We start from the raw sequence: 20,114 nt of genomic DNA, 5'->3' as shown, positions 1-20,114 counted from the left end.
GCGAGGATGCAGAATCGGCGAGGAGCGTGATGTCCAAAAATGTTCACGGCCAAATCCCACAACTCTGGAACGTCTTCACGGCGGCGCCTCGTCGGGCCCGCTACAGCGCCCCCAATTAACTTCGGCGGACTGGACCACCGCCCTGTCGAATGATCACCTTTCGGGTCAGTCGACGACGAAAGCGGCCACTCAGCCGGAGCGCGCGGTCGGGGCTTCGATCAGGCGATGCATCATTCTGAAATGCGGGCGCCCGGAAATTCTCCCCACATCCCGGACAAGTGCGCCGCTCTGAGAGGCTCCCGCGTGACCCGTGTCCTGGTGTTCTCGACCCTCTATCCAAACGCGGCTCAGCCGAACCATGGGGTGTTCGTCGAGAATCGGCTTCGAGCGACGATGGCGCAGGGCGGCATCGAGGCCACCGTCATTGCACCGGTGCCGTATTTCCCGCTGTCCCACGAATTTTTCGGCCGCTACTCGACCTTCGCCCGGGCCCCGCGGCGCGAGGTGCGATACGGCGTCGAGGTCTGGCACCCACGCTACGTGGTCATTCCGAAGGTCGGCTCCAGCTATGCGCCCGAAGCCCTCTTTCGCCGCGGGCTCGCGCTCGCGCGCCAGCTGCAGGCGGCCGGTCAGCAGTTCGACGTCATCGACGCCCACTACTTCTACCCGGACGGCGTCGCCGCCGCGCGTCTAGGGCAGGCCCTTCGGCTGCCGGTGATCATCACGGGCCGAGGAACGGACCTCACCCTGATCCCCGACGAAACGGGCGCCCGCCGGCGGATCCGCTGGGCGGCCCATCAGGCGAGCGCCATGGTCACGGTCTGCGACGACCTGAGGCGTCGGCTGATCGCCCTTGGCGCGCCCGAGGAACGGACCGTGGTCCTGCGCAATGGTGTGGATCTTTGGCTTTTTCGCCCACAAGACAGGGCCGCCGCGCGCGCGGCCCTCGGGCTCGACGGTTTCACGCTGCTCTGCGTGGGCGGCCTCATCCCGCGAAAAGGAGTCGATCTGGTCCTTGAGGCGCTCGCGAAACGCCCCGACTGCAATCTCCTCATCGCAGGGGGCGGCCCCCTGCGCGCGGCGCTGGAAGCGCATGCCAAGCGCCTGGGCGTCGCCGGCCGCGTCCGCTTCCTCGGCGAGGTCGCGCACGCCGACCTGCCGAGCGTCTATGCCGCGGCCGACGTCCTGGTGTTGGCTTCCTCGCGGGAGGGCTGGGCGAACGTGCTGCTCGAGGCGATGGCCTGCGGCACGCCGGTGGTCGCCACAAACGTCAACGGCGCCGAGGAGGTCGTTCGGTCGAGCGCCGCGGGCGTGCTCGTGAACCGACGCACGCCGGAAGGTCTGGTGGAAGCGCTGGACCTCCTGCGTCGAAACATGCCGAGCCGGACGGAGACCCGGCGCTACGCGGAGGCCTTCAGCTGGGCCAGGATCGGCGAAGCCAACAAGGCGTTGCTCGATGGGGCGGCCGCGGCTGGGTTCGACGGCAGACACGCCCGGGGCGTCCTGGACCTCGCTCGCCAGCTCCTCGGCGAACCGGTGTCCACTTCGCTTGAAAATGCTCTAGACCAAAGTCGATGACGCCGCGGGCCGCGTGGCGGTCCCCCAGTCGCTCGGCGACGGGTCCTCATCGCGCCAGTCATTGGCGGCCTGAGCGCCGGATGCGGCGTTGTGCGCCAGGAAGGCGTCGAACACCCAGGTCAGCCAGAGCGCCTTGGAGTGATCCTGGAACCCCTCGACATGCTCGATGGCCATCTTCCTCACACGCCCGATGTCGATCATGCCGCAGTCGCGTAGGTGCGGACTGTCCGCCAGGCGAAGGATCGCCTGGCGGAGGGGGCCTCGGAACCAGCGCGCGAGGGGCACCGAGAAACCTTGCTTGGGCCGGTAGAGCAGATCGCGCGGCAGATAGCGCTCCATGGCGCGCTTGAGGATGGCCTTGCCGCCGCTCGCGCGCGACAGCTTGAGGGCCGGAGGCAGCCAGAAGGACATGGCGACGAACCGCGGGTCGAGCATCGGCGACCTGACCTCCAGGGAATTGGCCATGCTCGCCCGGTCCACCTTGGTCAGGATGTCGCCGGGCAGATAGGTCATGATGTCGGCGTATTGGGCGCGTTGCAGCGGATCCAGCGACGCGTCCACATTGAACGCCGTGCGAATGACGTCGCCGGCGTCGTAGCCTCCCAGCGCCCTCCGGAAATCGGTCGTCAGCAGGGTCGCCCGCGCCTCTTCGGGGAGTGCGGAGGACATGCGGGCGTAGGCGCTCGCGGAATCCAGCGACAGTTCGCGCAGGGTGGCCTTCGCGCGGAGGGGCCGTGGGAGCCAGGCGCCGCGCGGATAGATGTCCGCTAGCGGGCCGAGCAGGCGAGCGCGCACGGACGGCGCGACGTGGGCGCGCACACGCTCCTCGATGCAGTGGAAGGCGTGGCGTCGATAGCCGGCGAGCGCCTCGTCGCCGCCGTCGCCCGACAGGGCCACCGTCACCGATCGCCGGGCCTGGGCGCACACGGCGAAGGTGGGGATCGCCGAGACGTCGCCAAACGGCTCATCATGGATTTCCGGCAGTCGCCGCATCATCTCGAAATCGTCGGCGCTCACCCGGCGGACGTCGTGATGCGTCGCATAGCGTTCCGCCACGGCGCGAGCGTAGGAGGTTTCGTCGAAATCCCGGTCGCCGAACGCGATCGAGAAGGTGTCGATCTGGCGCTCGGCCTGCAACGCCATCAGGGCGACGACGGCGCTGGAATCGACGCCGCCCGACAACAGCGCCCCCAAGGGCACGTCGGAGACGAGGCGACGCTTGACCGCCGCGGCCAGTGTTTCCACCAGAAGCTCGGGAGTCGCGGTTCCTGACGCCGGCGCGGTCTCCAGCAGGGACCAGTATCGACGAATCTCGAGAGGGCGCCCGCGCCGGGCCAACAGGTAGTGCCCAGCCGGCAGCTTCCGGATGGAACGGTAGATGGTCTTCGGGTCAGGCACATAGCCGTAGGTGAAGAAGTCCTCGACCGCCTGCGCGTCCAAGGCGCGATCGGCTTCAGGCAGGGTCAGCAGGGCCTTGATCTCGGAGGCGAACGCCAGGGTCCCGTCGGGACTCACCTGATAGTGCAGCGGCTTCTTCCCAAAGTGGTCGCGCCCGAGGACGAGCGTCTGCTCATCCCGATCCCAGAGCGCGAACGCGAACTGTCCCTGCAGCTTCGGGAATAGAGCCTCCCCCCATGCGCGCCACCCATGCAGCAATACTTCCGTGTCGCTACGGGTCTCGAAGCATGCGCCCTTGCCCTCGAGTTCAGCACGCAGCTCATGGAAGTTGTAGATCTCGCCATTGAAAACGACGTCGAGGGCCCCGTCGCGGGTCTCCATCGGCTGCGCGCCGCTCACGAGGTCGATAACGGCCAGCCGTCGATGGCCGAGCGCCACGCCAGGCCGAAGATGGACGCCCGCGCCATCGGGACCACGATGGGCGATCGCGGCGATCATGCGCCGGATCAGCGCCGAATCGTATGTCCGTAACCCTTTGATATCGAACAGGCCCGCGATCCCGCACATGCTGCCTCCAAGTCCGCCGCTACCGAGGACTTGAGTTTGGCTCCGCCGCGTCGTGCGGGGCCTGTCAAAAGGCGAGGACGACCCACGATGGCGAAAATTCTGTTCCTAGCTCATCGCGTGCCGTTCCCGCCCAACAAGGGCGACAAGATCCGGGCGTTCCATGTCCTGGAGCATCTCGCCGCGCGGCACGATGTCTGGCTCGGCGCGGGGGCGGACGACCTGGCTGACCTGCGGAGCCTGCCGATGGCGAAGGCCCGCTACCGCGACGCCTGCTTCGCCCCCCTCGACCGCTTCCGTCGCGCCCGCAACATGGCCTGGGCGGCGATCGCCGGGGCGCCCCTGAGCGTGGCGCGTTTCCGGCATCCGATGCTTGAACGCTGGATCGAGAACGTGCTGCGGGAGGTCCGCCCGGACGTGGTCTTCGTCTATTCATCCGCCATGGCCCAGTACGTCGTCGGCCGGATGCGCCCCGGCGCGCGCCTGGTGGTGGATTTCGTCGACGCGGACGCCGAGAAGTGGCGCGCCTACGCCGAACGCGCCCCGGCCCCCGCGCGCTGGATCTACGCCGCCGAGGCGCGGCGGCTGATCCGCTTCGAGCAGCGCGCGCTCGACGCGGCGGTCGCCGGGATCCTGGTCTCCGAGACCGAGCGGCGGCTGCTGGCGAACCTTCAGCCCCAAGGCGCAGACAAGCTGCACGTCATCACCAACGGGGTGGCCGCCGATTGCTTCGAGGTGATTCCGAACCCGAACGTCCAACCGGCGATCGTCTTCTGCGGGCGTATGGACTACGAGCCGAACATCGACGGCGCCGAATGGTTCGTGCGAGAGGTCCTGCCGAAAGTCCGTGAGCGCAGACCCGACGCGGTTTTTCGCATCGTCGGCGCGGCGCCCGCCGCGCGCGTGTTGGCCCTACGCGCGACGCCGGGGGTCGAGGTGACCGGCACGGTGCCCGACGTCCGGCCCTACCTCGCGGGAGCGGCGGTCGTGGTTGCGCCGCTGCGCATCGCTCGCGGGATCCAGAACAAGGTGCTCGAAGGCCTGGCCGCCGGGCGTCCCGTCGTGGCCACGCCCGACGCTCTCGACGGCATCGCCGCGCGACCAGGGCGCGATGTTCTGGTGGGGGCGGACGCCCAGGGCTTCGCGATGGCGGTCACGGACGTGTTGCTGGGCGTCGCCCCTGCGGACCTGGGTTCCCGCGGCCGGCGGTTCGTGCAGCGCCACCATCGTTGGGATGCCCAACTCGAGGCGATGGACCGGCTCATCGCCGACGTGGTCAAGCCGCTTTCAGGCCAGGCTGCGGCTTAGGATCGGGGAGATCGCGTTGGCGACCGGCAAGGGCAGCCGCCGCCAGACCCCGATCAGCGCGGCGTAGCGCGGGTTCGTGGGGTTGACGTTCGGCAGCACCTTGGCCTTCAGCAATCGATATTGATGCGTGATCGGCCGCGGCTCGAAGCCCCAGTGGCGCTTGAACTCGTAGGGACCCGTTCCGACCTTGCTGCGCCCGAAATCGAAGGTGGTGCAGCCGCGTTCCACGGCGTGCCGCATGAGGGCCCAGAGCATCAGGTCGTTGGCCCCGAGGGTGCGCGCTTCCGGCAGGCTGCCGGTATAGTAGGGCAGGACCCGGCCACGGAAGTAGTAGCTCAGGACCGAGCTGACGGGCCGGCCTCCGGAACTCACCGTCAGGATGTCGCAATCCGACCCGAACACCGAATACAGCCGCTCGAAGAACCGTGGCGGCAAGGCGGGCGTGCCGTGGTTCCTCATGGTGCGAGAATAGAGGTCGTAGAACACCTGGGGAGAGGTCTCGATGCGGCTGGTCATGCCGCGCGCAAAGACCCTGCGGAGGAGAGCCCGCTGCCTTTTGGGCAGCTGCCCGAAGTTATCCTCCTCGGCCGCGGCGATCGGAGCCGCGAAGCCGGCATAGAGGTCCCCGCGCGCGCACCAGTTCCCCGGGGCCACGGGCAGGTCGCGCAACTCGACGTAGTCGACCCCCAGCTTCCGTCCCAATGTTTCGGCCTGGTCCAGGATGGCGGCGAAGGAATCCGCGTCCGTCGCGAGCGGGCCGCCGCCAACGCAGAAGGCGTTCGAGATCAGGGCATGGCCGAAAAGGCGGCTGCGGATCTCCACCATCGGCAGGATCGCCGCGAGGCTTCCATCGTCACGACGCTCGGTCAGATAGTGGGCCCGGTGGCCGAAGACCTGGCTCGCCACCTCGCGCCATGCCGATCGGTGGAAGAAGGTGGCGTCGGGATGGTTGAGGACGAACTCATCCCACTGTTGCTCGGAAGTCGGCGTCATCGAGAGCCTCCGGCCAGGTCGAAGGCGCGATCTATCCGGTCCCAGCGAAAGTCGCGGGCCAGGCGCCTCAGGCGGTCGTGCGTCTTGGACAGGTTCACGTAGTGGCGAAGGCGGGACTTGAGCGGCGCGCCCCTCGCGCGCGGCTGCTCGGGGTCCAGTTCCCAGGGATGGATGTAGAAGACGGCGGGCATGCCGTCGACGCGGTTCACCCGGTCGATGGCGGCGCGGGAAAGCCAGTAGGGCAGCAGCCGGAAATAGCCGCCGCCGCCGCAGGGCCAGTTGCGGTCGCCGAAGCGGACGGTGGAGATCGGAACCTCGGCGAGCGTCGTGGCCCCGTCGGGTCGGTAGGCGGTGCGCGGCGCGTCCGGAACGCCGTAGAAATCCCGGGCGACCGGATAGACGCTCGAGCTGTACGCATAGCCCTCCTCCTCCAGCGTCCGCCAAGCCCAGGGCGTGTGCGGTCCAACGCTGAAGGTCGCGGCGCGATAGCCCCGCACCGGCACGCCGGCGATGTCTTCCAGAACCAGGCGCGACTTGCGAACGTCGTCGCGGAAGTCCTCGGGCGTCTGGCTGTCCACCCGGATGTGACTGAAGCCGTGGCTGGCGACCTCGTGGCCGGCGTCGGCGATGCGGCGGACGAGGCCAGGGTGGCGGACGGCGATCCAGCCCAGGGTGAAGAAGGTGGCCCTGACGTCCGCCTCGGCGAACACGTCGAGGATAAGCTGCGTGTTGCGCTCCACCCGGGATTCGCACGCCCCCCAGTCCGCGCGAGGGTAGATGGAGGCAAGGGCCTGGACCTGGAAGTAGTCTTCCACATCGACGGAGAGACCATTGATGATCTGGGCGGGCGGCGCGACCGATCTTCGACCCCGACGGTTCAAAAGGTCCTCCTGAGGCCGATGGAGACGGCGCTTTCGGCGATCCGTTCGCCGCCTGGGAAGAGCTGCCGGCTTTTGGTCCGGTCGAACCTGGTCTCGAACTCGGTTCTCGGATTGATCTTGTAGGCCAGGCGGCCGGAGAAACCGCGCGTCTTGCTCGCCCCATAGAGCAGGCTCTCATAGGTGTGGGAGTAGTTCGTTTCGAGCGAGAGCGTGAGGTCCGGTCGAAGGCGCCGGGTGTAGGCCACTTGACCGATGAAAGTCCGGTCGCGGCCGCCCGATCGCAGGAAGGTCCTGTTCGTCCAGCTGCCCAAGGCCATCAGGGAATCGGTGGCGCCGGTATAGAGCGCGCGCAGATCGCCGGACCTGTACACCGATGTCTCGCCGTAGAGGTTGCCGTCGAACGTGAAGCCCGTCGGCGCGTTCGCCTGTTGCAGTTGGGCGTTGCGCTGGACGAACTCGCGGAACGATCTGGCCACGGCGACCTGACCCGGCTGGATCGTCTTCGAATAGGCGCCGGTCAACAGCAAGGTTCGCGAGACCTGGAAATTGGCGTCGGCCGCCCAGGCGGTGCGGTGGTATCGGCTGCCGCCTTCGACGCTGATCTTCGAGCGCGCGTTCGGCGTGAACTCCAACCCGGCGCTGGCGATCGGCGCGGTGATGCGCGCAATGCCCGGCGGCGTGACGCGCTCATAGCCGACGCGCGAGATCAGGCGGACTTTCGGCCGGAGCCCCACGAACACCGACTGGACCGCGTTCGCGGCCTTGTAGCCATGGTCGTCCTTGACGAACTCGCCGGTGGTCAGCCATTCGTATCGCCGCAGCCGCGCGCCGCTGCCGACGCTGCCGACCAACTGGACGATGCTGTCGTCCTCCGGCAGCGCCCGGTCGGAATCGCGGTCGTTCGTCGCGTAGAAGACCTGCGAGAAGCGCGCCGCCGCCGCGACGTCGACGTGATCGCCCCGGGTCATCGTCAGGCGCGGGCCCACGGCGTAGGTGGACAGCCGGACGTGCCCGCCAACCCCGTGACGCTGGGTGGCGGGGGCGCCGAATGTCGAGATGGAGCCATTGGTGACCGCGCCTTCGGCCTCGATGGCGAGGGTGTTCCTGATCAGTTGCAGGTTCGCCGCGCCGTTGCCGGACACAGACCCCCCGTTGAGGTCCGACAGGCGCGAATAGGCGTCGTAGGACGCCTCGCCGACAGCCTGGGCCGTCAGGCGGCTGGTGGCGAGCTTCGCTTCCACGCCGAGCAGGCCACGCAGGATGAAGTCCGACGTCCTGTTGGAGGCGGTGACGCGCGCATTGTCCGTGTAGACTCCCTGAACGCCCAGGCTCGGGGTGATCGAGAACGGGCGTTGATCAATGGGTTCGGCGGCTGGCGCGACGCCTCCGGTCAGGGTCATGCAGGTTGTACAGAAGAGCGCGGCCCACATACCGCCGGGATGAGGTTTCCGCCGCGAGGGGTGTTTGCAGGACATGTTTTGCCGTTTCCCCCGAGCCGGCCGGCTCAATGCCGCCTGGAATAGCGAACGTGCGACTGCGACCGGTCGGTCTTGTTGAACACCAGCGCGACACGCGCCGCGTCAAGCGGACCGGCGTGACGATGCAGGATGCCCAGTCCCTCGTCGACTTCCGCCCGCTTCGACTCGCCCATGGCCGCGATGAAGAGGATCTGGCCGGCGTGCTTGGCCAGCGAGACGGTCACGCTGCAAGAGAGCACCGAGCCGGAATCCATGATCACGATCCGCTCCTCTGTTCCGTGGTGCAGCGTCTCGATCAGACACGCCATGCGTTGGCCGGCCATCAGCTCCGGCGCCGTTACGCGGGGCCGGCCGAACGGGACGGCGTAAACGCCTCGGACGCTGGTGGGGTACAGGATATCGCTGACTTCCAGATCCTCGTCGTCCAGGTAATCGAGAAGTCCCAGCTGGTCGCCGAGCTTCATGCGCCTGGAGAGCTCCGAACCGCCGATGTCGGTGTCGATGAGGACGACGCGACGGTCGTGCTCAAACATGAAGCTCAAGGCGAGCCCGAGGGTCATCGTGGTCTTGCCTTCCCCAGGCGAAGCGCTGGTGATCAGGATCGTCCGCGGGTCGTAGGGTCCGACATCCGCTTCCATCCGCGCCAGCAGGTGTCGCTTCAGGACCCGGAACTCCTCGCGCGTGCGGGATTCGTCGAAGCGGGGGGGGGCGACCACGCCGACCCGCTTCAACTCTCCGGCGCGTGTCCAGAGGTTCTGGATCAGGGGCCTCTCGCGGTTGCTGGTCGTCAGGGCCTTGGAGTCGGTTGCGACGAGGCTTGGGAGGAGTTGAGGCATGTGGCTCACGGCCGGTAATCCCAGGTTGTGCGATAGGATTTCAGGATGATGGGCGGGTTCGGCGGCGGGCCGCCGATGCGTCTGGGCGCGCGCGTCAGTCGAGTCGGCCGGGCGCTCCATGTGGGCTCCCAGGACAGCGTGCCGATCACGGGAAGCTGTACAGCCTGTTCCAGCTCTTGCGTCGACACGAATATGCTCCTCGTCGCGGCGCGCAGCCATCCCGCCGCCAGCCCGCCGCCGACCGCGAGCAGTCCGGCCAGAGCCAGGTAGAGGAGGCGGTGCGGCCCGGTCGGGACCGTCGGAACCGTGGGCTCCCGGGTGACCTGGTACTTGCCGACGCCGTCGGCGCCGTAGACGGCCTGCGACATCCGGGTGGCGACACGCTTGTTGAGCAGTTGCTGGTAGGCGTTGCGAAGCACCTCGTCGTTCTTCTGCAAATTGGTCCATTCCGAAGCGACCTCGGGCGGGATCGGGGCGGGCATGATCCGCCGCGGCGAATATCCCCCGGCCAGGGCCGGCGATCGGGGGGCGGTGGTTAGGGCCGCCTGCTCCTCCAGATCGCGCGCGCGGATCGCTTCGGCGAGCTGCCGGCGGGTCGCGATAACGTCCGGATACTGTTCGGTGTAGGAGGCGCGGAGGACGGTGAGTTGCGATTCCAGCTCCGACACGCGCCTGCTGGCGGCGAATGACCTTGGCGCCGGAGCCGCCTGGGCGACGGGCGCGGGGGCCTGCCTCTGGTCCTGGAGGCCAGTGTCGACCGTCGTGGCCGACACCGCGGGGTGGCTTCGCCGAAATTCGGCGATCTTGACTTGCGAGGCGGCGACCATCGCAGCGTAGGAAGCCACCTGCTCGTCGAGGAACTGGCCCGCTCGTCCGAGATCGGCTTGAGCGCGATCCACGTTACGGTCGACGAACTGGTTCAACAACAGCCGCACCAAGTTGCGCGCGCGAACCGGGTCCCTATCCGTGACATGAAGCTCGACGAAATTCTCCCCCGGGTCTCGCGCCAGGTGGATTCTCTTCCTTAGCCGGGTCATCGCCACCTCAAGGGCGGCCCGGTCCATCGACGCCGCCGTCGGATCCGTCTGCCGCACGACCTTCTCGAGGTTGTCGTCGTTGAGCAGCGTCTTCTGGACGACGTAGGGGCTGCCATAGCCCCCTCCAACGAGAGACATGCCCTCGGCGGTGGCGGCAAGCGGCGTCTGGCCGTTCACGTAGATCTGCCCCCAGGCGTCGTACACGTTCGGGAGACGAAGAATGTAGGTCGCCGCGCCGCCCCACAGGGCCACGGTGGTCGCGGCCACCAGCCAGCGGTAGCACCAGATCCGGCGGCTTTCGTTCCTGATGAGCGTGAAGAGGGGATCGAGCATGGAAGCATTACTCTCTCGAAGCCGGCCTCGCCCCCCGGGGCGGTCGGTGTTGAAGGCCGATGGACGACCTCAGAACATCCGTTCAGGGATGCGGATGATGTCGCCCGGCATCAGGTTCACGTTGGCTTTCAGGTCGCCCGATCGGACCAGGTCCTTGAGCCGCAGCGGGTAGGACTGGTAGGCGCCGTTCTCACGCCTCAGCAGCTTGGCCCCGTTGCCATTGGCGAACATGGTGAGGCCGCCGACATCGATCAGCACGTCCAGCGCGGTGAGCCCGGCCCGATACGGGACCGTCTTGGGCGTCACGGCCGCCCCGATGACACGGACCGCGGCCGAGTTGCCCGGCGCGGCGAAGCCTTTCACCACGACAGTGACCACCGGCTCCTGGATGTAGTTGGAAAGCGACCGTTGGAGGTTCGCGGCCAGTTCCGTCGGCCGGCGGCCCTGCGCCTGGATGTCCTGCACCAGCGGAGTGGTGATCCGACCGTCGGGGCGGACCGGCGCTTCCACCGAAAGGTCAGGGTTCTTCCAGACGAAAATCTGGAGGATGTCGCCCGGCCCGATGAGGTAGTCGGCCGCGTCCGACACCGCCGCTGGACGGCCAAGGTCCGTGGCGGGGTCCGTGGCGGGCTGGGCGTTGGCGGCGAGCGGGATCACCGCGCAGAGCAAGCTCGCAACGCCGAGCTTTCGCCAATGACGCGCAACGCTGATCTTGAGGGTCCGTCGTCCGGGCGATCCGTCATCGGCCGCGGAGATGCTCGACAATCGACGTTCCAATGTCTGGCCCCTTTTACTCCTACGACCCGGGCCACGTGGCGTCGCCCCAGATCTCCGCTCGCCGCTGAATGATCGAGCGGTTGCACCTCATGAATAGGAACACTGGGACGATCATGACTATGTCGAATGATGGATCGGCGGCCGGTAAGAAGGCGCTATTCGGCGCCCCGGGCGAGATGCCGCACCACGCCACGAGGGCACCATGATCCCCTATGCTCGGCTCAAGCCAGGACCCGGGTTCCAGGCGCGACGCGCGCTGCTCTACTACGGACAGCGGATGGCGACCGCGCCCGTCATCCGCCGCGCCCTGTCGTTTCTCATCGCCGCGGCCGTGCGCATGCAACAGGGCGGACCGGTGACCTGGCCACGCGACGGGACGTGCGAAACCGCGCTGGCCGACCTCAGGAAAGAGGGGCTGGCCATGCTGCCGCCTCTCGTTCCCCGGGTCGAGATCAAGCGGATCGCCGACTATTTCCGCGGCAACATGGTCGCCGCGCCGAACGGCGCGCGCCTCCCTGTCGAACAGATACCGGCGGGCGTCGCCGCGGCGGATTACAGCCTGGAGACCGTCCTTGCGTGTCCAGGTCTGCTGACGCTCGTCAACGCGCCGCGGGTTCTGCGGATCGCGGCGGACTATCTGGGCTGCAAACCAACGATTTCAAGCATCGGCGTGCGCTGGACATTCCCGTTCAGCCGTGAGGCCACGCGGTTTCAGAGCTTTCATCGCGATGTCGACGACTGGCGCTTCCTGAAGCTGTTCATCTATCTGTCGGACGTCGACGCCGGCTCGGGCCCGCACAGTTTCGTTCGGAGATCCCACGACACCGCCTTCGGATTGACCATGAGGGCCTACACCCAGTTCGAAATTGAAACGCGCTTCGGGGGCCACAGAATAGCGATCGTGACGGGGCCGATGGGCACCACCTTCATGGCCGACACCTTGGGGGTGCACTGTGGCGGCCGTCCGACCACAGGCCCGCGTCTGATGCTCCAGGTGCAGTATTCGCTGCTGCCCATATTCGCATTCCGCTACGAACCCGTCGAGCGCGAGGCGATGGTGGACGCCTATTGCAACCGCCTTCTGCTGCGTCAGCGGCACACTGCGCGCGCGCGAAGGGTGCGACCGTTTTAGCTCCGTTGATCGCGCTCACGGCGGCCGCCGAGTTCGCTTGAGGCCAACCCCTGTTCCCCCCGAATGGCCTTCGAACCAACATAAGAGGTGGATCACTTCCAGGCGCGGGGGCCAACTCCATCATCGGATGGAGGCGATCATGACGCTCGATGGTGAAAAGCCCAAAGCCAAGCGCGGCTTCGCCGCCATCAGCCCGGAACGCCGCCGGGAAATCGCCGCTTGCGGCGGCGCCAGCGTGCCGCCCGGGAAACGCAGCTTCTCCCGGAACCGGGAACTGGCCGCCCGCGCGGGCCGCATCGGCGGATCTTCCTCGTCGAGCCGCAAGGACCCCGACTGAGGCGCCGCTCCCGGCCGCGGCTCGCCTGGAGCTTCGCCGCGAGGACGCGCGCCGGTTCGTCGCGCAACGACGTCAGGCCATCGACGGGAACCGCCGAGACGGCCCCGCCATCCCACGCGAAACCCATGAAATGATACGACGGCCCCCACCAAAGTAGGCGAGCGTTCCGGGTCGAGCCGCCTTCGCGCAGTGATGTCGACTCGACACGACCCCGGCCCGGCGCGCACAGGAGGCGAACGGTGGCGGACAACCCGATCGTTCTTGAAAACCAGAAGCAGGGGACGCCCAGAAGTGTCTGGGACGCGCCCAGCAGCAACCAGATCGAAGGCTTCGCCACCCAGTTCAGCGTCGACAACGGCAGCACGGTCTCGTTCAAGATCAACCTCAATGTCGGCCAGGGCGCGACGGCGCCCTACCGCATCGAGATCTATCGGCTCGGCTACTACGGTGGCGACGGCGCGACCCTGGTCACCACCCTGAACGGCCTCACCGGCATTCGGCAACCGGACCCGATCACCGACTCCCGCGGCCTGGTCGACGCCGGCAACTGGTCGGTCAGCGCCAGCTGGTCGACGCCGGCCGACGCCGTCTCGGGCGTCTATCTGGCCAAGCTGGTGCGCACCGACAATGGCGCCACCAACCAGATCCCCTTCATCGTGCGCGACGACGGCGGCACGAGCGACGTCCTGCTGCAGACCTCCGACACCACCTGGCAGGCCTATAACGGCTGGGCCGGGCGCAACGGGCAGGTCGGCGGCAGCTTCTACGGCGGCTTCGACCAGCCGGCCAACATCGCGCCGGACCAAAGTCCGCTCGACCAGGACCGTGCGTTCGCGGTCAGCTACAACCGCCCCTTCATCACCCGCGACGGCGGCGGCACCTATGCCGGTGGGCAGGACTATCTGTTCGGCGCGGACTACGCGGCGATCTATTGGCTCGAGAAGAACGGCTACAGCGTCTCCTACGTCTCGGGCATGGACACCGACCGCCTGGGCGCGAGCTACCTCACCAACCACAAGGCCTTCATCTCCGTCGGTCATGACGAATACTGGTCCGGCGCTCAGCGCGCCAACGTGGAGGCCGCGCGTGACGCCGGCGTGAACCTGCTCTTCTGGAGCGGTAACGAGGTCTACTGGAAGACGCGCTGGGAAAGCAGCATCGTCAATGGCGTCGAGTACCGAACCCTGGTCTGCTACAAGGAGACCAAGTTCAACTATTCGCTGGGCGCCACGGCGCAGGACTACCCCAACGTCGACCCGTCCAACGAATGGACCGGCACCTGGCGCGACCTTCGTTTCGTCAACGCCGTCGGCCCGGACGGCGTGACCCACACCGCGGTCGGCGCGAAGCCCGAGAACGCGCTCACCGGCCAGTTGTTCGGCCCCGACGGCACCGGCGAGTTCGGTGGCGCGCTCGACATTCCCGCCGCCTATGCGGGGCTGCGGGTTTGGCGTGACACCGGCGTCGGACCGAACGGCGCGCTCGACATCGCCCCCGGCATCCTCGGCTACGAATGGGACGCGTCGCCGGTGGACGCGTTCCGCCCCGCCGGTCTGGTCAAGCTCTCGGAAACGACGATTCCCTGGAGCCAGATCCTGACCGACCAGGGCAATCGCACCGCGCCGGGCACGGCGACGCACAGCCTGTCGCTCTACCGCGCCCCGAGCGGCGCGCTGGTGTTTGGCGCCGGCACGGTGTTCTGGAGCTGGGGCCTCAGCAACCAGCACGACTCCAGCCCCTATGGCGCGAACATCCAATCGACGACGCTGCAGCAGTTCACCGTCAACATGTTCGCCGACATGGGCATTCAGCCCGGTGTCTCGAACGCGATCCTGCAATCGGAGGGGCTGGTGCGGGCGCTGGCCTCCAATGATCGGATCGCCGCGACCGCCACGCTGAACGACCTGCCCGACAGCGTCAGCGCCTTGTCGCAGATCACGATCAGCGGCTCCGCCGCCGATATAGACAACGACCCGTCGAACGACGACGGCCGCGTCGCCCTCGTCGAGGTGTCGGTCGACGGCGGGCTGAACTGGAAGCTGGCGCAGGGCACGGCGAACTGGACCTACAGCTGGACGCCGACCGCCCAGGGCTCCTACACCATCAAGGCGCGGGCCATCGACGACAGCCTGAACCTCCGCCCCGTCAACCAGCTGGCCACCGACGTCGTCACGGTCACCGCGCCGCAGACGCCGGACACCTTCAGCCTGTTCGGGGCCTCGGTCACGCCCACGGGACAGCTCTACAATGACGGACAGGCGGTCGAGCTCGGCGTCAAGTTCAAGGCGACGCAGGGCGGCGCGATCACCTCGCTCCGCTATTTCCGCGCGACCGGCGACTCCAGCGACACCGACCAGCGCGTGGGGCATCTCTGGGCGTCCGACGGAACCTTGCTCGCGACGGTGACCTTCAACTCGGCGCCGGGCCAATCGGGCTGGCAGGTCGCGACGCTGACGACGCCGGTCACGATCCAGGCCGGCGCCGTCTACGTCGCCTCCTACAAGACCGAGAACAACTACCTGGCGATCGATAGCTATTTCACCACGACCTATAGCGACCCCTATGGCGTGCTGAGCGCCCCGGCCAGCGGTCAGGTCGGCGGCAATGGCGTCTATGCCTACGGCGCCGGCGTGCAGTTCCCCAACCAGAGCTTCAACGCGGGGAACTACTGGGTCGACGTCGTGTTCGACCCGCCGGGCGGCGCCAATGGCCCGCCGGTGTTCACGTCGGGCGCCGCTTTCTCGACGCCCGAAAACAACACGCTCGTCGGCGCGATAAGGGCGACGGACCCGGACGGGAACACGCTGACCTACGCCATCGCCGGCGGCGACGATCGGGCGTTGTTCACGATCAACGCGAGCAGCGGCGAACTGCGCTTCCTGGCCATGCCGGACTTCGAGACGCCGAGGGATACGGGGGCCGACAATCACTACGCGCTGACGGTCAGCGCCTCCGATGGGATCGCGCCGCCGGTGCAGCAGGCGATCACCGTGGCCGTCACCGACCTGGCGGAAAGCCCGGCGGGCGCGGCGACCTTCGCGGGCCGCGCCATCACGGCGGAATATATCTTCGGCTCCACGCCCGACACGCTGTTCCCCACCGCCAGCGCGAGGCAGACCACGACCGTCAACACCGCGCAGGGCGCCGTCGAGTTCGCCAACCTGCCGAACGCCGACCCGTCCGCCATCGGCAACGGACAGTACGGGCTCGCGGCGGTCGATCTCGGCGGGTTGACCGTCCAGATCCAGTTTCCCCTCGACCCGGCGGTGTTCAGCCAGGCCTACGTCCCGTTCGCCAGCGTGCAGGACAAGCCCTTCAACGGCGTGCGGCTGAGCGACGCCGACGGGCAGTTGCCGATGATCCGCGGCCTGTCGATCGTCAGCCAACGCGGCTTCACCGACCAGGCGGGAGCCAGTACGCCGCTGACGGCGACCGACTTCACCGTGACCAATGACGGAATTTTCCTCAACGCCGCCGGCAAGGGACGGCTGGTCGACGCCGATCCCGCCACGGCCGGCGCGCAGGCGAGCCAGGTCGTGCTCCTGGTGGACCTCAACGACGCGCCGGTCCCCGACACCGAGACCGCGACCACCGTGCGGGACACGCCCGTCCAGATCGCGGCGGCGACGCTGCTGGCCGGAGACACCGACGGCGACGGCGACACGCTCACCGTCAGCGCCGTCAGGAACGCGGTCAACGGAACGGCGGGGTTCGACGCCGCGACGGGGACCGTCACCTTCACGCCGAGCACGGGCTTCGTCGGAACCGCGAGCTTCGAATACGTCGTGATCGACGGCTTCGGCGGCAGCGCGGCCGCCACGGTGACGGTCAATGTGACGCCCCCCGCTTCGAACGCGCCGCCGACCGTCAGCCCGATCAATGCGGGGACGAGCAACGAGGACGCGCCGTCCGTCAACATCGACCTGCTGGCCACCGCGACGGACCCCGAGGGCCAGCCGCTCTCGGTCCAGAACCTGACGGTGACTTCGTCCAACGCCTCGCGCGCCGTGGTCTTCAGCCTCCTGCCTTCCGGGGTGCTGTCGCTGTCCCCGTCGCAGTTCAACGACCTGGCGCAGGGGGCCTTCGAAACCCTCACGGCCAGCTACCGCGTGTCGGACGGCGTCAGCACGACGCCCAACACCGCGACCTTGCGGATGGACGGCCGCAACGATGCGCCGGTGGCGGGCGACGACGCCTTCACGACCGGCGAGGCCGTCGTGCTGACCGGCAACGTCATCACCAACCTCGCCGGCCTGGATCGTGATCCGGACGGCAACGCCCTGAGCGTGGTCGCGCTGAACGGCGGCGCCGGCGGGGTGGGAACCGCGACGCTGCTCGCTTCCGGCGCCCGGCTGACCCTGAACGCCTCCGGGGCCTTCACCTATGACCCGAACGGCGCCTTCGACACCCTGGCCAGCGGCCAGACGGCGACCGACAGCTTTGCCTACACCGTCTCGGACGGCCTCGTCAGCGACATCGCGGTGGTCACGATCACCATCAACGGCGAAACCACCGCGGGCGTCGTCCTCACCGGCACGAGCGGGAACAACATCCTGAACGGCGGCCGTGGCGACGACACCCTCCGAGGCCTTGGCGGCGCCGATCAGCTGTTCGGCGACGCCGGCCAAGATACGCTCGACGGCGGCAGCGGGACCGACAGGGTGGACGGCGGCCGGGGGAACGACATCCTGGTGATCCGCGGCTCCGAGGCGCAGTTCGACACGCTGATCGGCGGCGATGGAACCGACACGCTGCGGGTCATTTCGGGCGGCGGCGCGGTGACCCTGGACAGGACCGCGAACATCAGCACGATCGAGGTGTTCGACGGCGCCGGCCAGATGGTGCTGGGCAATTCCGCCGCCAACACCCTGGATTTCTCCATCTTCGCGTCGGTGGTCGGCGTCGCCTCCATCTCCGGACTGGGCGGCAACGACATCCTGACCGGCTCGAGCGGTCGCGACGTCATCTACGGCGGGGCGGGCGTCGACCAACTCTTCGGCGGGGCCGGCGACGACCTCCTGAACGGCGGCGCGGGCGCGGATCGGCTGACCGGCGGGGCCGGAAACGACACGTTCGTCTATCTCTCCTTCGGCGAGTCGAGCGCTTTGGCGCGCGACGTGATCGTGGGTTTCGACGGGGCCGGCGTGGCGGGCGGCGACCTCATCGACGTTTCGGCCCTGGTCCCGGGCCAGTTCGTCTTCAACGGCACGGGCGGTTTCAGCGGTGGCGGCGTCGCCTCGATCCGCTACTCCACCTCAGGGGGCGGGACCGATCTGTTCTTCGACAACGGCAATGGCGGCGCGGCCGAGATGATCTTGCGGCTTGAGGGCCTGTTCGCATTGTCGGCCGGGGATTTCATCCTGTGAACCTCGATAGCCACAAAGACCTTGTGCCGGTGCGGGTAGGCGCAAGGCCTTGCGCCCGGGACCCATCCCAGTGCGGAGGTGTGGCGCGCTAAAGCGCTTCACCGTCAGCTGAACGAGGGGGGCCGGGCGCGAGGCCCGGGATGACAGGGCGAGGGGAGCGCGAGAGGGTTCACGAAAAGCGGATCTTCTCTCCCTAGCCCTTCGACACGGCAGGGCTACCGCTGCGGCCCATGACCCCAGCCGAACGCCCCCTGGCCAACCAGCACATCGTCGTCCTGCTCGGCGGCCCGTCGGCCGAGCGCGAGGTCAGCCTGGCCACCGGGGCGGCCTACGCCGCCGCGCTGGAGCGGCTGGGCGCCCGCGTCACGTGCGTCGACCCCGGTCCAAACCCGCCTTCTGGCGTCGCCCAAGTGCTCACCGCCCTGAAACCCGACCTGGTGGTCAACGGCCTGCACGGCCGCTGGGGCGAGGACGGCTGCGTGCAGGGCGTGCTGGAGACCCTGGGCCTGGCCTACACCCATTCCGGGGTTCTGGCCTCGGCCCTGGCCATGGACAAGGCCCGCAGCAAGGCCGTGCTGGCGGCCGCCGGGATCCCCGTGCCCGGCGGCGGCCTGTTCAACCGCCACGATGTCGCGCGCGACCATGTGATGCAGCCGCCCTATGTGGTCAAACCCAACGCCGAGGGCTCGTCGGTCGGGGTGTTCGTCGTGCGCGAGGGCGCCAACGGGCCGCCGCGCGAGCTGGCCGCGCCGGACTGGGCTTTCGGGGAAGAGGTGATGGTCGAGCCCTACATCCCCGGGTTGGAGCTTTCGGTCGCAATCCTAGGCCAGGCAACGGGTCCAAGGGCCCTGGCGGTCACCGAAATCCGCCCGTCCACAGGTTTCTACGACTACGCCGCCAAGTATTCCGAAGGCGGGTCGATCCATGTTCTTCCGGCTCCAATTCCGGACGTCGTAAGGGATCGGGCCCTGCACTTGGCCAAGCTTGGCCATGAAAGTCTTGGTTGCCGAGGTGTGACCAGGGCGGACTTCCGTTATGACGACATTAACGACCTTCTGGTCCTTCTAGAGGTCAATACGCAGCCTGGCATGACACCCACTTCGCTCGTCCCCGAGCAGGCGGACCACGTCGGCGTTTCGTTTGATCGTTTAGTGTTCTGGATCGTGGAGGACGCTTATGCCCGCGAGTGTGCGGGGGGGACCGCGTAAGCCAACGCGCCCCCGGGCCGAAGCGCCCGCAAGTCCGAAGGCTCGATCGGCCGCGCGCAACGCCGCGCCGCCGGCCGGGAAGCTGCAAGCCGCGCGGAGCGGCGTGGGCGTGTCGCCGCGCCTGGCCCTGACCGTGGCCGGCGGCGCGCTGGTCGTCGCCCTGGTCGCCACCCTGGCCACCGGCCATCGGGCCGAGCGCCTGGGCCAGGCCATGGTCCGCGGCGTCGACGGCGAGTTCGCCGACCTCGGCTTCAAGCTGAAGACCGTGCACATCGAGGGCGCCTCGCCGATGGCCAAGGCCGACATCCTGAACGCCACGGCGCTCTACCAGGACCAGCCGACCCTGGGCCTGGACCTGGCCGACCTGCGGACCCGCGTCGAGGGCGTGGGCTGGGTCAAGTCCGCCAAGGTCGTGCGCCTGCTGCCCGACACCGTGTTCATCTCCGTCGAGGAGCGCCCGGCCCTGGCCGTCTGGCAGCATTCCGGCGCCATGCGGGTGATCGACGGCGAGGGGCGCATCATCCGCGAGGCCGACGCCGCGCGTTTCCCGCAGCTGCCGCTGGTGGTGGGGCAGGGCGCCGACCAGGCCGCCGGCGCCATCCTGCCGGCCGTCAACGCCCGGCCGCGCCTGCGCGACCGCCTGGAGGCCCTGGTGCGCGTCGACGACCGCCGTTGGGACCTGCGTTTGAAAGATGGTTCGCTGATCCAGCTGCCGGCCATTGACGAAGAGTCCGCGCTGATTCAATTGGATCAACTCGATCAACGACAACGAATCCTCGATCTCGGTTTCGCGCGCATCGACCTGCGCGACCCGGAGATGGTGGCCGTAAGGCCTCGCGACGCGGTGCTGCCCGGGCAGCCCGTGGCCGGAGGGGCCTGATCATGAAC

At 68.1% G+C, this 20,114-nt stretch carries 14 protein-coding genes; 7 read left to right on the top strand and 7 right to left on the bottom strand.

Going from position 1 to position 20,114, the window contains the following annotated elements; all coding sequences use genetic code 11:
• The first annotated feature begins 303 nt into the window (after window positions 1-303).
• Window positions 304-1,578, top strand: coding sequence for a glycosyltransferase family 4 protein (locus BM066_RS14205; protein ID WP_089928926.1), 1,275 nt, complete (start codon window positions 304-306; stop codon window positions 1,576-1,578).
• On the opposite strand, the gene asnB is transcribed toward BM066_RS14205, so the two are convergent.
• Window positions 1,561-3,543 (bottom strand): asparagine synthase (glutamine-hydrolyzing), encoded by a 1,983-nt coding sequence (asnB, locus tag BM066_RS14200; RefSeq protein ID WP_018061569.1) that lies wholly within the window; start codon window positions 3,541-3,543, stop codon window positions 1,561-1,563. The two genes, BM066_RS14205 and asnB, sit on opposite strands and share 18 nt — an antisense overlap.
• 87 nt (window positions 3,544-3,630) lie before the next feature.
• Between asnB and BM066_RS14195 the strand changes: the two genes are divergently transcribed.
• Window positions 3,631-4,848, top strand: a complete 1,218-nt coding sequence (locus BM066_RS14195) for a TIGR03087 family PEP-CTERM/XrtA system glycosyltransferase (protein ID WP_026176485.1) — start codon at window positions 3,631-3,633, stop codon at window positions 4,846-4,848.
• On the opposite strand, the gene BM066_RS14190 is transcribed toward BM066_RS14195, so the two are convergent.
• The 6 genes from BM066_RS14190 to BM066_RS14165 form a co-directional block, all read right to left on the bottom strand.
• On the bottom strand, window positions 4,828-5,841 hold the full coding sequence (locus tag BM066_RS14190; protein WP_018061571.1) for a FemAB family XrtA/PEP-CTERM system-associated protein: 1,014 nt from the start codon (window positions 5,839-5,841) through the stop codon (window positions 4,828-4,830). The two genes, BM066_RS14195 and BM066_RS14190, sit on opposite strands and share 21 nt — an antisense overlap.
• Window positions 5,838-6,722 (bottom strand): XrtA system polysaccharide deacetylase, encoded by an 885-nt coding sequence (locus tag BM066_RS14185; protein ID WP_018061572.1) that lies wholly within the window; start codon window positions 6,720-6,722, stop codon window positions 5,838-5,840. The genes BM066_RS14190 and BM066_RS14185 overlap by 4 nt, the downstream gene beginning before the upstream one ends.
• On the bottom strand, window positions 6,719-8,122 hold the full coding sequence (locus BM066_RS14180; RefSeq protein ID WP_089929001.1) for a TIGR03016 family PEP-CTERM system-associated outer membrane protein: 1,404 nt from the start codon (window positions 8,120-8,122) through the stop codon (window positions 6,719-6,721). Before BM066_RS14180 ends, BM066_RS14185 begins: the two co-directional genes overlap by 4 nt.
• Before the next feature lie 104 nt (window positions 8,123-8,226).
• The gene (locus tag BM066_RS14175) at window positions 8,227-9,036 is read right to left on the bottom strand and encodes a nucleotide-binding protein (protein ID WP_018061574.1); all 810 of its coding nucleotides are present in this window, start codon (window positions 9,034-9,036) and stop codon (window positions 8,227-8,229) included.
• Between the two features lie 5 nt (window positions 9,037-9,041).
• Entirely contained in the window at window positions 9,042-10,406 is a 1,365-nt protein-coding gene (locus tag BM066_RS14170; protein WP_018061575.1) for a hypothetical protein, read from the bottom strand.
• A 69-nt stretch (window positions 10,407-10,475) separates the two neighbouring features.
• Window positions 10,476-11,171 (bottom strand): XrtA/PEP-CTERM system exopolysaccharide export protein, encoded by a 696-nt coding sequence (locus tag BM066_RS14165; RefSeq protein WP_255367591.1) that lies wholly within the window; start codon window positions 11,169-11,171, stop codon window positions 10,476-10,478.
• Between the two features lie 214 nt (window positions 11,172-11,385).
• Here BM066_RS14165 and BM066_RS14160 point away from each other — a divergent pair, with 214 nt between their 5' ends.
• The 5 genes from BM066_RS14160 to BM066_RS14140 all read left to right on the top strand — a co-directional run bounded on the left by BM066_RS14160 (window position 11,386) and on the right by BM066_RS14140 (window position 20,106).
• Complete coding sequence (locus tag BM066_RS14160) at window positions 11,386-12,315, top strand: phytanoyl-CoA dioxygenase family protein (RefSeq protein WP_026176486.1); 930 nt, start codon at window positions 11,386-11,388, stop codon at window positions 12,313-12,315.
• A 139-nt stretch (window positions 12,316-12,454) separates the two neighbouring features.
• Complete coding sequence (locus BM066_RS14155) at window positions 12,455-12,652, top strand: stress-induced protein (protein WP_026176487.1); 198 nt, start codon at window positions 12,455-12,457, stop codon at window positions 12,650-12,652.
• A gap of 239 nt (window positions 12,653-12,891) precedes the next feature.
• On the top strand, window positions 12,892-18,018 hold the full coding sequence (locus BM066_RS14150; protein WP_089928924.1) for a N,N-dimethylformamidase beta subunit family domain-containing protein: 5,127 nt from the start codon (window positions 12,892-12,894) through the stop codon (window positions 18,016-18,018).
• A gap of 230 nt (window positions 18,019-18,248) precedes the next feature.
• Complete coding sequence (locus tag BM066_RS14145) at window positions 18,249-19,226, top strand: D-alanine--D-alanine ligase (protein WP_089928921.1); 978 nt, start codon at window positions 18,249-18,251, stop codon at window positions 19,224-19,226.
• Window positions 19,195-20,106 (top strand): cell division protein FtsQ/DivIB, encoded by a 912-nt coding sequence (locus BM066_RS14140; protein ID WP_089928919.1) that lies wholly within the window; start codon window positions 19,195-19,197, stop codon window positions 20,104-20,106. Before BM066_RS14145 ends, BM066_RS14140 begins: the two co-directional genes overlap by 32 nt.
• The last annotated feature ends 8 nt before the right edge of the window (window positions 20,107-20,114 follow it).

Source organism: Caulobacter sp. UNC279MFTsu5.1, assembly GCF_900114015.1.
Taxonomy (GTDB): domain Bacteria; phylum Pseudomonadota; class Alphaproteobacteria; order Caulobacterales; family Caulobacteraceae; genus Caulobacter.
The sequence above is the reverse complement of the archived record's forward strand: the minus strand, read 5'-3'. Positions and strand labels throughout refer to the sequence as shown.

Coding starts and splice junctions, on each gene's coding strand:
- BM066_RS14170 (WP_018061575.1), bottom strand. CDS start 10,406: ATGCTCGATCCCCTCTTCACGCTCATCAGGAACGAAAGCCGCCGGATC.
- BM066_RS14180 (WP_089929001.1), bottom strand. CDS start 8,122: ATGACCCTGACCGGAGGCGTCGCGCCAGCCGCCGAACCCATTGATCAA.
- BM066_RS14140 (WP_089928919.1), top strand. CDS start 19,195: ATGCCCGCGAGTGTGCGGGGGGGACCGCGTAAGCCAACGCGCCCCCGG.
- BM066_RS14195 (WP_026176485.1), top strand. CDS start 3,631: ATGGCGAAAATTCTGTTCCTAGCTCATCGCGTGCCGTTCCCGCCCAAC.
- BM066_RS14155 (WP_026176487.1), top strand. CDS start 12,455: ATGACGCTCGATGGTGAAAAGCCCAAAGCCAAGCGCGGCTTCGCCGCC.
- asnB (WP_018061569.1), bottom strand. CDS start 3,543: ATGTGCGGGATCGCGGGCCTGTTCGATATCAAAGGGTTACGGACATAC.
- BM066_RS14160 (WP_026176486.1), top strand. CDS start 11,386: ATGATCCCCTATGCTCGGCTCAAGCCAGGACCCGGGTTCCAGGCGCGA.
- BM066_RS14145 (WP_089928921.1), top strand. CDS start 18,249: ATGACCCCAGCCGAACGCCCCCTGGCCAACCAGCACATCGTCGTCCTG.
- BM066_RS14175 (WP_018061574.1), bottom strand. CDS start 9,036: ATGCCTCAACTCCTCCCAAGCCTCGTCGCAACCGACTCCAAGGCCCTG.
- BM066_RS14190 (WP_018061571.1), bottom strand. CDS start 5,841: ATGACGCCGACTTCCGAGCAACAGTGGGATGAGTTCGTCCTCAACCAT.